This is a genomic window from Flavobacterium soli DSM 19725, assembly GCF_000422705.1.
GTDB lineage: Bacteria > Bacteroidota > Bacteroidia > Flavobacteriales > Flavobacteriaceae > Flavobacterium > Flavobacterium soli.
In genome coordinates this window covers 142,916-156,352 of the sequence record NZ_AUGO01000001.1, presented here as the reverse complement: position 1 = coordinate 156,352, position 13,437 = coordinate 142,916, and the positions used below count along the sequence as shown (strand labels likewise).

The following is a 13,437-nucleotide window of genomic DNA, read 5'->3' as shown; positions in this document are numbered from 1 at the left end:
GATTAGGTAATCTTTTGAATTTGAAGCTCATTCTGTTCTTTATCACTGTTCTAACACTCAAAATATAAAATGCCTTTACACGAATCAAAAAGCTGTGGTTTGGATACCGAAATCCATGTTTGGAAAATAACCGAAACTTTCGAGGATCTTTTCGATCAAGTCTTGTTAAATGATACCAATCTTATAAGGCTCAACAATATGAAATCCGAAATGCATCAGCGAGGTTTTCTAAGTGTTAGGATGCTATTGCAATCGGCAGGTTATTCTGACCATGATTTGTATTATGACGAATTTGGAAAACCACATTTAAGTGATGGTCGACATATCTCTATCACTCATTCATTTGGTTTCTCGGCCATTATTATCAGTAATGAAAAAACAGGAATAGATATTGAAATGCAAAGGGACAAAATAAGCCTAATTGCGGATAAATTTGTTGATACAGAATTTGACTTTCTTGAAAGAGAAGCTTCAGATTATATTCGAAAACTTACCGTAATTTGGGGAGTGAAGGAAGCTATTTTTAAAATTCAGAATGAAGTAGGGATAAGTTTTAAGGATCATATTTCGGTTTTTCCTTTCGAAATAAACGATTACAAAACTAGTGCATTGTTGACGTTTGCAAATTTAAACAAGGAATTTTCGATACAATTCGAGGAGATTGAAAATTTCACACTTGTATATGCATTCGAAAAAAATTAAGATGAAAAATATCTATTCGGAAATCCTAAAAGCCAAAACCGAACAGCGAAAGCTACTTGCCATTTTGCTCGATCCTGATAAGATTGTTTGGGAAGGTATTGATCAACTTATATCAAAAATTGATCAATCTCCAGCAACTCATGTTTTCATCGGCGGAAGCCTTGTTTTTTCGAAAAAAATAGATGACTTAATTTTAAAGATAAAAGCAAATTCTAATCTTCCAATTGTTTTATTTCCCGGGAATCCTTCGCAAATTTCCAACCATGCAGATGGTATTTTGTTTCTGTCCTTAATTTCCGGACGGAATCCCGACTATTTAATTGAACATCAGGTAAAGGCGGCTCCGATACTAAAAAAAACGAATCTAGAAATTATACCGACTGGCTATATTCTGATAGAAAGTGGGAATGAAACGGCTGTCGCCAAAATAAGCCAAACGACGCCAATTTCACGAAATGATGAGCAAGAAGTTTTGGATACTGCACAAGCTGGAGAAATGTTAGGTAACAAATTGATTTATTTGGAAGCAGGAAGTGGTGCTCATTTATCAGTTCCAGCAGCAATTATTCAATTGGTTTCCCAAAATATTGAAATCCCAATGATAGTTGGAGGAGGAATAAAATCGAAAGATGAAATTGAACTTGCCTATGCTTCTGGTGCTGATTTGGTTGTTATTGGAACTGCATTCGAAAAAGATAACAATTTTTTCAACCTCAATTTATAATTCATAACAATATTTATTTGTAGTTTTCCAATCTGCTAAATGCTAAACCCAAATGATAGATTTTTTTCTAGAAGCCTATAAAAACAAATCAGCAATTGACATAACCTTAGAAGCAATTGTGTTTTTTTTCGGAATTATAAGTGTGTATTATGCCAAAAAAGAAAATATTTTGGTTTATCCTACCGGAATTATTGCTACTGTTCTAACGGTTTATCTATTGTTTAAAGCGAGTTATTTTGCAGATATGACACTGAATGTCTATTTTTCAATAATGAGTGTTTATGGATGGATTCAATGGACTCGAAAAAAGGAAGGAAAACCACTAATTCATATATCTAGAACCAACACTCGTGAAAAAATCATAGGAGTTGCGTTATTTTTTCTTACTATTGTAGTAACCTACATAATTTATCATCTTTTTGGTCAAGAGATTAAACCCGAAAATTATATTGATATTTTCACTTCGGGGCTTTTCTTTACTGGAATGTGGTATATGGCTCTCAAAAAAATCGAGAATTGGACATTATGGATCGTAGGCGATTTAATAACAATTCCGCTATATGGATATAGGGGATTAGGAATATTGTCTGTTCAATATGTAATATTTACAGTTCTGGCAATTTTAGCGTATTTAGAATGGAGGAAAATTTTAGACAAAAACCAACAGATATAATAAAGATTGCCATGTTTGGTCCAGAAAGTACTGGCAAAACAACGTTAGCAAAACAATTAGCAGACCACTTTGAAACAGTTTGGACTCCAGAATTTGCACGCGAATATTTGCAACAAAAATGGGATTCTTCTCAAGAAATATGTGAACCAGCAGATTTGATTCCGATCGCAATTGGACAAATTAAGTTGGAAAATGAGTTGTTGCATAGAGCAAATAAATATCTTTTTTGTGATACCAATTTACTGGTTACGAAGGTTTTTTCGGAAATGTATTATGATTTTTGTGATCCAATTTTAGATAAAGCAGCATCAAAACACAAGTATGATTTATTTTTTCTAACAGATGTTGATGTTCCTTGGACAAAAGACGATTTAAGAGATAAACCATCCGATAGGCAAGCCACTTTTACTACTTTTAAAGAGGCATTGATTGCACATCAAAAACCTTTTATAGTTATATCGGGCAATGCTGAAGAACGTTTTAACAAAGCGGTTAAGATTATTGCTGATTTAGAAAAACTAAAAAAAATAGGTTTTTCGTCGCATGATTTTGTTCAAATGCATGATCACGGTATTCAACCCGAGGCTGTTTTGAAACACCTGACTATTTTTAAAAAAGGATTGCCAAAAGCAATCTTGGATCGGGCTGCAAATATTGAGGATGGAATAGTTAAATTATCAGCTGCTAATTTTAAAGAATTTGAATCTCTTTTTGATGCTAAAAAAGACAATCTCAAGCTTAAAAAATTTGTTCCTGCTTCTGGAGCTGCAACAAGAATGTTTAAGTTTTTATTAGAGTTCTTGAATGATTTCAAAGTAAACGAAGAGACTATAAATGCTTATATTAATAGAAAGAAAGATTCTTCAATGGCAGTTTTTCTAGCTGGACTTGAAAAGTTTCCGTTTTATGAAGAAGTAGAAGAGTCGCTCCATAAAAACTATTCCAATTACAAACAATGGAACAAGGATCTAAAAGATTATTATTTTATAAAAACATTACTTTCGTCCAAAGCTTTCAATTTTGCAGGTAAGCCTAAAGGTGTTTTGCCCTTTCATCAATATGAAACCCACATTGCCACTCCAGTTGAAGAGCATTTGAATGAATGTGTTTTTTATTCGAGTTCAAATAGTCAAGCATTTTTGCATTTCACGGTTTCGGAAGAGCATCAAAGGAGTTTTGAAGAAATTATTGAAAACGTTAAATCTAAAGTTGAAGAAGCTTCTGGAATCAACATTCATGTCAATTTCACCTATCAAAACAAAGCCACAGACACAATTGCGGTTGACTCAAACAATCTCCCTTTTCGCGAACCATCTGGAAAATTAACCTTCAGACCTGGAGGTCATGGTGCCTTGATTGACAATCTAAATAATCTTGAAGCGGATATTGTTTTCATTAAAAACATCGACAATGTTATTCAAAATCACATCGAAGAAATTGCACTCTACAAAAAAGCTTTAGCTGGAATTTTAGTAAAATTGCAAGAAACAATTTTCGATTATCTGCATAAAATGGAGTCAGAAGTTATCACTGAAGATGACATCCAAGAAATTGTAATTTTTATAAAAAGCAAACTGAATAATGGTATTGTCGCCGATTTTGATAAATATACATTGGCTAATAAAATTCTGTATGTCAAAGAAGTACTAAACAGGCCAATAAGGGTTTGTGGTATGGTTAAAAACGAAGGCGAACCAGGCGGAGGTCCGTTTTGGGCAAGAGATAGCAAGGGTCGTGTTTCGTTACAAATTGTCGAATCGTCCCAAGTAGACACTAATAATCCAGAACAGCTTGCTATTTTGAAAACCGCCACCCATTTCAATCCGGTTGATTTGATTTGTGGTATCAAAAATTACAAAGGAGAAAAATTCGACCTCATGCAATTCATCGATCACAATAGTGGTTTTATTGTTGAAAAAACAAAACACGGTCGAGATATAAAGGCTTATGAACTTCCTGGATTATGGAATGGAGCTATGGCCAATTGGATCACCATTTTTGTTGAAGTTCCATTGATTACATTCAATCCTGTAAAAACGGTAAACGATTTATTAAAGCCAGCTCATCAGCCACAATAATTTTGGACAAAGAAAAAATCATATCCGAACTCAACTACAAAGCCGTGAGAAGTAGTGGTGCTGGTGGTCAAAATGTAAATAAAGTAGCTTCAAAAGTTGTTTTGTCTTTTGATTTGCTAAATTCCGAAGCTCTTGTTGAAGAAGAAAAAACACTTCTTGAAAACAAGCTGTCATCCAGATTGACAAGTGAAGGAATTCTGATTCTAAATTGTGATGAAGATAGGAGCCAACTCAAGAACAAGGAAATTGTAACCAAAAGATTCTTGCAAATTATCACACAAGGCCTAATTGTGCCAAAAATTAGAAAGACAACAAAAGTCCCAAAGTCAGTAATTAGAAAAAGGTTGAAGGATAAAAAAAATAATTCTGAGATCAAGCAAAACAGAAGAAAACCCGATTTCTAAATTTATCGCAATTCATAATTCATAATTCACAATTTATAATTAGTTTTGCCCTGTCTCAAAGGGGTGCTCAAAATAACGAGCTGAGATTATACCCAAAGAACCTGGGCGGGTAATGCTGCCAAGGGAAAAAACGACAAATTTCTTAGAGTGCACACTAAGGGAATGCCGTAGAACCATCATTTTTTAATTTTAACAACAGAATAATTACCCCTTTTATTCGTAATTTTTTACGAATGAAAACTTTATTCAAATTACCGAACCTTCAAGGTTCAAAGCGAAAGAAAATTATTGTTTCTTCTTTCCTTCTTTCCTCAATCTGCTCTTTTTCGCAAGAAACTCAAAAGGACACCACAAAAGTCAACCAGCTAGACGAAGTTTTGGTTTCTGCCGTAAGGGTTACGACCCAAACCCCGGTAACCTTCAGTAACATTTCTAAAGAAGAACTGCAAAAGCGAAATCTAGGGCAAGATATTCCAATCTTGCTGAATTTTCTTCCATCTGTAGTCACTACTTCTGATGCAGGAAATGGTTTTGGCTATTCAGGAATTCGTGTTCGTGGTAGTGATGCAAGCCGTGTGAATGTTACCGTTAACGGAATTCCGTATAATGATGCCGAAAGCCAAGGAACTTTTTGGGTAAACATGCCTGATTTTGCTTCATCTGTAGAAAGTATTCAATTGCAACGTGGTGTTGGAACTTCAACCAATGGAGCTGGAGCTTTTGGAGCAAGTTTAAATCTTCTTACAGATGCCACATCAAAAGAGGCTTCCGCCGAAATTTCGAATTCCTTCGGAAGTTTTAATTCTAGAAAACACACCGTCAAATTCGGAACAGGATTGATGAACGACCATTTTGAAGTTGCAGGACGTGTTTCAAACATTCAATCGGATGGTTTTGTCGACAGGGCTTCTTCCAACTTAAAATCCTATTTTTTACAAGGAACTTATACAAACGAAAACACGTTGATCAAGGCACTTGTTTTTGGAGGAAAGGAAAAAACCTACCAGTCTTGGAACGGTTTGGAAGATCCAGAAAAACTTGAAAACGATAGAACTTACAATACAGCTGGAGAATATGTTGATGACAATGGCGTGACTCGTTTTTATGACAATGAAACTGATAATTATGATCAGGACCATTATCAATTGCATTGGAGTGAAAAGTGGAATTCTAATTGGAGCACAAATCTTGCCTTTCATTATACTATTGGAAAGGGGTATTATGAAAATTATAAGGCTGGAGAGGATGTTACCGATTATGCACTAGAGCCACAAATCATTGATGGTGTTTTAGTCGAAGAATCAGATCTGATTCGTCAAAAATGGCTCGACAATGATTTCTATGGAACTACTTTTTCTGCAAACTATAAAAATCAAAAGCTTGATTTCATTGTGGGTGGAGGCTATAACAAATATGAAGGGAAGCATTTTGGAAATGTGCTTTGGACAAGAAGTATCATCTTGCCGCAATATAATTTCAAATACTATGATGATTATTCGGACAAAACCGACTTTAATATTTTTGCTAAAGCGAATTATCAACTGACCGAAAAGTTTAGTCTTTTTGGAGATTTGCAATATCGAAATGTCAATTATTCGGCAAATGGCAACGATACAGGATTAGTCGATGATAGTTTTAACTTCTTCAACCCAAAAGCAGGATTGACCTATACGATAAACGATAAAAATAATATTTACTTTTCGTATGCTAGAGCCAATCGTGAGCCAAATCGAAACGATTATGAATCTGGAAATCCTAAGCCTGAAAAATTAAATGATTTTGAATTAGGCTGGAGGTATGCTTCTGCAAAAGCAAAACTCAATATCAATGGATATTATATGCAATACCAAGACCAATTGGTTTTAACGGGTGATTTAAACGATGTTGGAGCTCCAATCCGTGAAAACAGTGGCGATAGTTATCGTTTAGGACTCGAAATTGATGCTGCTTTATATCTTTCGGATAAATGGATCTTGCAACCCAATGTAACGGTTAGTGCCAATAAAAACAAGGATTTTGTATTTCAGAGAGACGGTGTTTTGCAAAACCTTGGTGATACGAATATTGCCTTTTCGCCAAATGTAATCTTCGGAAATGCTTTAACCTTTCTTCCGATAAAAAACTTGCAACTTTCTTTACTGAGCAAATTTGTAGGCGAACAATATATGGGAAATATTGATTCGGATGGTTCTAAATTAGATAGTTATGTGGTAAATGATTTGAGTGTTACCTATGAAATCAAAACCAATTCGATCTTCAAATCCATTGTTTTCTCAGGACTTGTGAATAACATTTTTGATTATCAGTATGAAAGCAACGGATATTTCTATACGTATGATGATGATTTTAGTACCCCAGGACAAATTAGCACCATTGAAGGAGCTGGATATTATCCTCAAGCTGGCATTAATTTCTTAGCGGGTTTGACCTTGAAATTTTAAAATTTGAGTTAGTTTTTTTCTAAAATCCTGATGACTTCTGTTATCAGGATTTTTTAGTTAGAAATCCTGATTATATTGGGTTGAAGCACCTCTACACGATAGGGTTTCACGGTATATTCTCCGCTTCCATCAATACTCACGCCATCAAACAAGCTGTATTCGATATCATCACAAGGACATTTTGCATTGATCCCATTCAGAACCATTTGGGAACAAGCGGAAGGATATTGATTAGGACAGTTTGCATCCCAAGCTCTATAATCGGTTTCCGAAATTTTCATTACAATCAAGGTTGGATGTGATCCGTTATCGGGTATAATAATCGGATTGATAGCCGATTGTAAACCACTGTAACTTGGTAAATTTGCATTAATATTGATTGAAAAAGAATAGTTCGGAATAAATGGATTTCTATTCCTAACATTGTCGTTGGAGCATCCAATAATGAGGAAAAATAATGAAACTAGGAGTGCAATTTTTTTCATTGTAAAATTTTTGAGCATAAATAGGTTAAACAAATTTAAATTATTTAACTTTGGTTTATATATGATTAACATATAATTATAGACAAACAATAAAAATACTATCTTTGTGGAAAGAAATCCCGTCCTGATGGGATTTTTTCTATTTATATAAATGAGGAAATTATGAGTAACGTATCGTATTATACAGCAGAAGGATTAAAAAAACTGAAAGAAGAATTAGATCATTTAAAGAGTGTGATGCGTCCAAAAGCATCGGCAGATATTGCAGAAGCAAGGGATAAAGGCGATTTGTCTGAAAATGCGGAATATGACGCTGCAAAAGAGGCACAAGGGATGCTTGAAATGCGTATTGCCAAGCTCGAAGAAGTTTATTCTAACGCAAGATTGATTGACGAAAGTCATTTGGATCTCACTAAAGTATTGGTTTTATCGAATGTAAAAATCAAAAACCAATCCAACGGAATGGAGATGAAATATACGTTGGTAGCCGAAAGTGAAGCCGATTTAAAAACAGGAAAAATATCTGTAACTTCTCCAATAGGGAAAGGTTTATTGGGAAAATCTGTTGGAGAAATTGCCGAAATAACAGTGCCAAACGGAACTTTAAAATTCGAGATTTTAGAAATATCTAGAGATTAAACAAATTCACGCATAAAAAGAATCAACAATGGCATCAATTTTCACGAAAATAATAAACGGAGAAATTCCAGCCTATAAAATTGCCGAAGACGAAAAATTTTTGGCTTTTTTGGATGTCAATCCAAATGCAAAAGGTCACACACTTTGTATTCCTAAACAGGAAATCAACAAGATTTTTGATGTCGAAGAAGATTTGTATTTGGGTCTGATGAATTTTTCAAGAAAAGTGGCGATTGCATTAGAGAAAACTGTTTCATGCAAAAGAGTAGGAATGGCTGTCATTGGTCTTGAAGTGCCACATGCACATGTTCATTTAATTCCATTAAACGAAATGGACGAAATGCGTTTTGTCAACAAAGTGAAAATGGAAAAAGAAGAATTTGAGGCTTTGGCTTTAGCGATAAAAAATAATCTTTAAGAATAAAATTACCTTATAAAATGAAAGGAGAAACTTTCGTTTCTCCTTTTTTTATTGAGTTAAATCTGTGAAAATTTGTGCAATCTGTGTTCAATCCTAATCCAATTTTTTAAAGCTAACCTGAATACAAGTTCCTTTGCCAACTTCGGAAGATAAAACCCTGATTTTCCCGCTGTGGTATTCCTCGACTATTCTTTTTGTTAGAGAAAGTCCCAATCCCCAACCTCTTTTTTTGGTGGTAAATCCAGGTTCAAAAATACGTTTATATTGATTTTTCGGAATGCCTTTTCCTGTATCTGAAACTCGTATTTTCACGAATCGAGCATCTTCGAGAATTACAACATCTAATTTGCCTCTTCCTTTCATTGCATCAATGGCATTTTTAACTAGGTTTTCGATGGTCCAACTGTGTAAGGCAGAATTCAGATTGATTTCAATTGGATAAGTTGGAGCTTTAAAGGAAAATTCAACTTGCTTGGAAAATCTTGATTTCAAATAATCGATTGATTCTTCGGTTTCCTTTATGATATTTACCTTTTCCAAAATCGGTTCTGAACCAATTTTAGAGAAACGATCGGTTATGGTTTGAAGTCGAACAATGTCTTTTTCTATTTCCGAAACCGTAGTTTCATCAACATTATCGGCTTTCATGATTTCGAGCCAGCCAATTAGTGAAGAAAGTGGTGTTCCAATTTGATGAGCGGTTTCCTTTGCCATTCCAGCCCAAAGTTTATTTTGAGTGGCCATTTTGGTGCTTTTGTAGAAATTGTAAACTAATCCTCCGAAAAGAACAATTATGGAGACCAGAGCCAAAGGATAGTACTTAAGCTTGTTTAAGAGATCAGAATTGCCATAATACACATATTGCAATTCGCCAGGCAAATATTCAATGGCGATTGGAGTATTTTGATTTTTGAAATTTTTAAAGAATGCCTCTGCTTTTATGGAGTCATTGGCAATTTCATCAGGAATATTTCGCATTCCCATGATGTTGCCTTCTTGATCGGTCAAGACAATTGGTATAGTGGTGTTCTTGTCCATGATTTCTCTTGGAAGCTCGATGTCATCATTTTCTAAATCAGCTTTGTTGATGGTGTTGAACGAAGAAGCCCAGATTTCCATCTTTTGCTGTTCTTCTTTTTTAAAGATTTGAAAAAAAGAATAAGTGTTCCAAAGAATCAAGAGGATGATGAGAAACGAAGCGGCAATAATGATCCAGCGGATTGTATTTCTTCTTTCGGAGAATTGCATGTAAATTTTTTCTTTAAAAGTAGTAAAAAAAAGTTTCCCAAATGAAAATGGAAAATTCTCTAGCCCCGATGTGAGGGAAAAACCTTTTTTTTCGCTTCTTTAGCGAGAAAAAAGTTTTGGAAGGACAGCGGGAAAACGGATTCCGAAAATGTCTAAAGTTTCGCTTCAAAAAATTATCTTTGTATAAAATTACATTCCATGATTAGCATCGAACCAAAAGAGGTTTCTCCTGTAAAATTGCAGGGTTATTTACAAAGCTCGGTTGGGCCACGTCCGATTGCCTTTGCAAGTACTATTGATAAAGACGGAAACCCAAATTTGTCGCCTTTTAGTTTCTTTAATGTGTTTAGTTCGAACCCGCCAATTTTGGTGTTTTCGCCAGCGAGAAGGGTTCGGGATAATACCGTAAAACATACTTTGTTGAATGCCGAAGCGACTCGTGAAGTGGTGATTAACGTAGTAAATTATGACATAGTTCAACAGGCTTCGCTGTCGAGCACGGAATATGCAGATGGTGTTAATGAATTTTTGAAATCGGGTTTGACACAAGTTCCGTCGGATATTGTGAAGCCGTTTCGTGTGGCGGAATCTCCGGTTCAGTTTGAGTGCAAGGTCAACGAAATCATCAGCCTTGGAAACGAAGGAGGAGCTGGAAATTTGATCATTTGCGAAGTGGTTAAAATGCACATCAGCGAAGAAATTTTGGACGAAAATGGAGCGATTGATCAATCTAAGATTGATTTGGTTTCGAGAATGGGTGGAAATTGGTATTCGAGAGCCAATAAAGGCTTGTTTGAAATTCCGAAACCGCTCGTTACTTTAGGGATTGGGGTTGATATGATTCCAGATTTCATCAAAGAAAGTCCTGTTTTCAATGGGAATGATTTGGGAATGTTGGGAAATGTAGAATCTTTGCCAACGAACGAAGAAATTGATATATTTGTAAAAGAGAATTTTGCCGTGAAAGGTGTTTTGAGTTCTGCAGATGAAGAAAACGTGCACCAGAAAGCAAAGGAGTATTTAGAAAGTCAGGACGCGATTTCGGCTTGGAAAGTGTTATTAGCAAAAAGAGTATAATTAGGTTTGTATATGCCACAAGCCATCAAATAAACAAAACGTTATGGAAGTTACAGGAAAAGTAAAAGTAATTAATGCAGAGCAACAAGTTAGCGCGTCATTTAAGAAAAGAGAATTGGTTGTTACCACCGAAGAACAATATCCACAACACATTATGATTGAGTTTACTCAAGATAAATGTGATTTGTTGAACAGCTACAAACAAGGTGAAGCTGTAAAGGTTTCAATCAACTTGAGAGGTAGAGAATGGGTAAATCCGCAAGGAGAAACAAAATACTTCAACAGTATTCAAGGTTGGAGAATCGAAAGATTGGCTAGTGAAGCTCCAGTTCAAACAGCTCCAATTCCGGCTGCTGAAGCTTTCGAACCAGCATCTAACTTTAAAGAAGAAGATCACGACGATTTGCCTTTTTAATAAAATTATAAATCACAAATTATAAATTCCAAATAAGTTTCAATTTTTCAATTTTCAATTTTCAAAACCTCACGTTAAGGTTAGAATTTAGAATTTGATTTTTGAAGTTTATTTGGAATTTGTATTTTAAAATATTGGAATCTAACCAGATGTATTTCGTAACCAAAGCATTATTTTTTCCGCCAGTTGAGGAAGCCGACGAAGATGGAATTCTTGCCGTTGGAGGAGATTTATCGCCCGAACGTTTGCTTTTGGCTTATAGGAGTGGCATTTTTCCTTGGTTTGATGAAGATGAACCTATTTTGTGGTGGTCGCCTGAATATAGAATGGTGATTTTTCCAGAGGAATTTGTGGTTTCCAAAAGTATGCGGAATATTTTGAATCGGAATATATTCAAGATTACATTTAATCAAAATTTTAGAGAAGTGATTTCGAATTGCAGTTCCATCAAACGAAATGGACAAAACGGAACCTGGATTTCTAATGATATGATTGAAGCCTATTGCAACTTAAACGAAATGGGCTTTGCCAAATCAATTGAGGTTTGGCAAGATGAGGTTTTGGTTGGTGGTTTGTATGGCATTGATTTGGGAGACATTTTTTGTGGAGAAAGTATGTTTTCCAAAGTTTCTAATGCTTCAAAAGTGGCTTTTGTTTCTTTGGTAAAAAAATTAAAGCAAGAAAATTATAAACTTTTGGATTGCCAAGTGCATAATGACCATCTGGAAAGTTTGGGTGCGAGAGAAATTTTTCGTGAGGATTTCATGAAAATCATTGAAAACACCTAATTGTTATTGTTTCCTTGTCCAGCAATTTTCTACATGATCGTTTACCATTCCGGTAGCTTGCATGTGTGCATAAACTACTGTTGAACCTACAAATTTGAAGCCTCTTTTCTTTAAATCCTTACTGATTTCGTCCGAAAGCGGAGTGGTGGCTTGTGCTTGAGAAAGATCGCGAAGCTTGTTGTCGATTGGTTTATGGTTCACGAATCCCCAAATGTATTTTGAAAAACTTCCAAATTCGTCCTGAACTTTTATAAATGATTGTGCATTGGTTACAGCAGATCTTATCTTTAATTGATTTCTAATAATTCCTGCATCCAACATCAATTCCTGAATTTTTTCCTCTGGATATTGGGCTATTTTTTTATAGTCAAAATTATCAAAAGCTTTTCTAAAGTTTTCTCTTTTGCTTAAAATAGTATACCAGCTTAGTCCTGCTTGAAAGGTTTCGAGCAGTAAAAATTCAAATAATTTGATGTCTTCATAAACAGGAATTCCCCATTCTTCGTCATGGTATTTTCTATATAAATCGTCTTTTTCGCACCAAGCACAACGTATTTTCATAATTTTTCTTCGGCTAAATATTTTTTAATCAAGTGATGTCCCAAATAAATCAAAGGTGTCAAGGCGATTGCCGTTCCTAATTTAAAGGTATATCCTGTGAGTGCCGAAGATACAAATGTTTCTGAATTTATTTTGCCAGGAAGCCAAAAAGCAATTCCCAAAACAATAAAGGAATCAAAAAGTTGCGAAATAACGGTTGAGCCCGTCGTCCGAAGCCAAATCATTTTGTTGCCTGTTTTATTTTTGAAATAAGAAAATACAGTAACATCAATTAATTGCGAAACCAAGAAAGCGATAATACTACCAACAATAATCCACATACTTTGCCCGAAAACAGCCGTAAATTGTTCGTCATTAACAGGACTGATTCCTTTTGCAGCAGGAATGCTGATGGCTAAGAAAAGCACCAAAAAGGAATACATAATTAAGCCAGCTGTAATGTAAGAAAGTTTTTTTACACCCTGTTTTCCGAAGTATTCATTGATTAAATCGGTTGTAAGAAAAACGATAGGCCAAGGCAAGATTCCAATACTCATTACAAATGGGCCAATCTGGATAAGCTTTCCGCCAATTAATTCGGCAGTAACTGCATTGGTAATGAAAATGCCTGCAAGGATGATAAATACTAAATCTTTCTTCGATTTGAACATAAAAAGTTTTTGATAGTCAAATGTAGCATTTTATCTTTTTTTAGGAAGTCGAACATTCGTTAAATTAAAAAATCCCATTTCAAATGAATGAAATGGGATTTTATATTTTAAGATTCTAATAATCTAAATGA

At 34.8% G+C, this 13,437-nt stretch carries 15 protein-coding genes; 11 read left to right on the top strand and 4 right to left on the bottom strand.

The features are described 5' to 3' along the window. Positions 1-69 precede the first annotated feature (69 nt). The 6 genes from G508_RS0100695 (at position 70) to G508_RS0100670 (ending at position 7,022) form a co-directional block, all read left to right on the top strand. Complete coding sequence (locus G508_RS0100695) at positions 70-702, top strand: 4'-phosphopantetheinyl transferase family protein (protein WP_026703520.1); 633 nt, start codon at positions 70-72, stop codon at positions 700-702. A gap of 1 nt (position 703) precedes the next feature. Continuing rightward, complete coding sequence (locus G508_RS0100690) at positions 704-1,426, top strand: phosphoglycerol geranylgeranyltransferase (RefSeq protein WP_026703519.1); 723 nt, start codon at positions 704-706, stop codon at positions 1,424-1,426. Positions 1,427-1,478: 52 nt separating this feature from the next. Next, complete coding sequence (gene pnuC / locus G508_RS0100685; RefSeq protein WP_026703518.1) at positions 1,479-2,099, top strand: nicotinamide riboside transporter PnuC; 621 nt, start codon at positions 1,479-1,481, stop codon at positions 2,097-2,099. Then, entirely contained in the window at positions 2,063-4,177 is a 2,115-nt protein-coding gene (locus tag G508_RS0100680; protein ID WP_026703517.1) for a DUF4301 family protein, read from the top strand. The genes pnuC and G508_RS0100680 overlap by 37 nt, the downstream gene beginning before the upstream one ends. A 2-nt stretch (positions 4,178-4,179) precedes the next feature. Beyond that, entirely contained in the window at positions 4,180-4,581 is a 402-nt protein-coding gene (arfB, locus tag G508_RS0100675; RefSeq protein WP_026703516.1) for an alternative ribosome rescue aminoacyl-tRNA hydrolase ArfB, read from the top strand. A 233-nt stretch (positions 4,582-4,814) separates the two neighbouring features. Further along, positions 4,815-7,022 carry a TonB-dependent receptor gene (locus G508_RS0100670; protein ID WP_026703515.1) on the top strand — a complete coding sequence of 736 codons (2,208 nt, stop codon included), beginning with the start codon at positions 4,815-4,817 and terminating at the stop codon, positions 7,020-7,022. A 53-nt stretch (positions 7,023-7,075) separates the two neighbouring features. Here the strand turns inward: G508_RS0100670 and G508_RS0100665 are convergent, their stop codons facing one another. Continuing rightward, on the bottom strand, positions 7,076-7,507 hold the full coding sequence (locus tag G508_RS0100665) for a Rieske (2Fe-2S) protein (protein ID WP_026703514.1): 432 nt from the start codon (positions 7,505-7,507) through the stop codon (positions 7,076-7,078). 162 nt (positions 7,508-7,669) lie between these two features. Here G508_RS0100665 and greA point away from each other — a divergent pair, with 162 nt between their 5' ends. Together greA and G508_RS0100655 are read left to right on the top strand one after the other, a co-directional pair. Further along, positions 7,670-8,146: a transcription elongation factor GreA gene (gene greA, locus G508_RS0100660; protein WP_026703513.1), complete on the top strand. Its 477-nt coding sequence runs from the start codon at positions 7,670-7,672 to the stop codon at positions 8,144-8,146. 28 nt (positions 8,147-8,174) lie between these two features. Next, positions 8,175-8,564 (top strand): HIT family protein, encoded by a 390-nt coding sequence (locus tag G508_RS0100655; RefSeq protein ID WP_026703512.1) that lies wholly within the window; start codon positions 8,175-8,177, stop codon positions 8,562-8,564. A gap of 96 nt (positions 8,565-8,660) precedes the next feature. Here G508_RS0100655 and G508_RS0100650 read toward each other — a convergent pair whose 3' ends face one another. Continuing rightward, entirely contained in the window at positions 8,661-9,815 is a 1,155-nt protein-coding gene (locus tag G508_RS0100650) for a sensor histidine kinase (protein WP_026703511.1), read from the bottom strand. A 198-nt stretch (positions 9,816-10,013) separates the two neighbouring features. Here G508_RS0100650 and G508_RS0100645 point away from each other — a divergent pair, with 198 nt between their 5' ends. The 3 genes from G508_RS0100645 to aat all read left to right on the top strand — a co-directional run bounded on the left by G508_RS0100645 (position 10,014) and on the right by aat (position 12,095). Beyond that, positions 10,014-10,892 (top strand): flavin reductase family protein, encoded by an 879-nt coding sequence (locus G508_RS0100645; RefSeq protein ID WP_026703510.1) that lies wholly within the window; start codon positions 10,014-10,016, stop codon positions 10,890-10,892. Positions 10,893-10,935: 43 nt separating this feature from the next. After that, positions 10,936-11,307 (top strand): DUF3127 domain-containing protein, encoded by a 372-nt coding sequence (locus tag G508_RS0100640; protein ID WP_026703509.1) that lies wholly within the window; start codon positions 10,936-10,938, stop codon positions 11,305-11,307. Positions 11,308-11,456: 149 nt separating this feature from the next. Further along, complete coding sequence (gene aat / locus G508_RS0100635; protein ID WP_026703508.1) at positions 11,457-12,095, top strand: leucyl/phenylalanyl-tRNA--protein transferase; 639 nt, start codon at positions 11,457-11,459, stop codon at positions 12,093-12,095. 3 nt (positions 12,096-12,098) lie between these two features. On the opposite strand, the gene G508_RS0100630 is transcribed toward aat, so the two are convergent. After that, positions 12,099-12,656 carry a DNA-3-methyladenine glycosylase I gene (locus G508_RS0100630; RefSeq protein ID WP_035693790.1) on the bottom strand — a complete coding sequence of 186 codons (558 nt, stop codon included), beginning with the start codon at positions 12,654-12,656 and terminating at the stop codon, positions 12,099-12,101. Further along, positions 12,653-13,306 (bottom strand): queuosine precursor transporter, encoded by a 654-nt coding sequence (locus G508_RS0100625; protein WP_026703506.1) that lies wholly within the window; start codon positions 13,304-13,306, stop codon positions 12,653-12,655. Before G508_RS0100625 ends, G508_RS0100630 begins: the two co-directional genes overlap by 4 nt. Positions 13,307-13,437 lie beyond the last annotated feature (131 nt).

What these genes read in the sequence shown, in the direction of transcription:
- G508_RS0100695 (WP_026703520.1), top strand. Translation starts at nt 70, where the DNA reads ATGCCTTTACACGAATCAAAAAGCTGTGGTTTGGATACCGAAATCCAT.
- G508_RS0100690 (WP_026703519.1), top strand. Translation starts at nt 704, where the DNA reads ATGAAAAATATCTATTCGGAAATCCTAAAAGCCAAAACCGAACAGCGA.
- pnuC (WP_026703518.1), top strand. Translation starts at nt 1,479, where the DNA reads ATGATAGATTTTTTTCTAGAAGCCTATAAAAACAAATCAGCAATTGAC.
- G508_RS0100680 (WP_026703517.1), top strand. Translation starts at nt 2,063, where the DNA reads ATGGAGGAAAATTTTAGACAAAAACCAACAGATATAATAAAGATTGCC.
- G508_RS0100670 (WP_026703515.1), top strand. Translation starts at nt 4,815, where the DNA reads ATGAAAACTTTATTCAAATTACCGAACCTTCAAGGTTCAAAGCGAAAG.
- G508_RS0100665 (WP_026703514.1), bottom strand. Translation starts at nt 7,507, where the DNA reads ATGAAAAAAATTGCACTCCTAGTTTCATTATTTTTCCTCATTATTGGA.
- greA (WP_026703513.1), top strand. Translation starts at nt 7,670, where the DNA reads ATGAGTAACGTATCGTATTATACAGCAGAAGGATTAAAAAAACTGAAA.
- G508_RS0100655 (WP_026703512.1), top strand. Translation starts at nt 8,175, where the DNA reads ATGGCATCAATTTTCACGAAAATAATAAACGGAGAAATTCCAGCCTAT.
- G508_RS0100650 (WP_026703511.1), bottom strand. Translation starts at nt 9,815, where the DNA reads ATGCAATTCTCCGAAAGAAGAAATACAATCCGCTGGATCATTATTGCC.
- G508_RS0100645 (WP_026703510.1), top strand. Translation starts at nt 10,014, where the DNA reads ATGATTAGCATCGAACCAAAAGAGGTTTCTCCTGTAAAATTGCAGGGT.
- G508_RS0100640 (WP_026703509.1), top strand. Translation starts at nt 10,936, where the DNA reads ATGGAAGTTACAGGAAAAGTAAAAGTAATTAATGCAGAGCAACAAGTT.
- aat (WP_026703508.1), top strand. Translation starts at nt 11,457, where the DNA reads ATGTATTTCGTAACCAAAGCATTATTTTTTCCGCCAGTTGAGGAAGCC.
- G508_RS0100630 (WP_035693790.1), bottom strand. Translation starts at nt 12,656, where the DNA reads ATGAAAATACGTTGTGCTTGGTGCGAAAAAGACGATTTATATAGAAAA.
- G508_RS0100625 (WP_026703506.1), bottom strand. Translation starts at nt 13,306, where the DNA reads ATGTTCAAATCGAAGAAAGATTTAGTATTTATCATCCTTGCAGGCATT.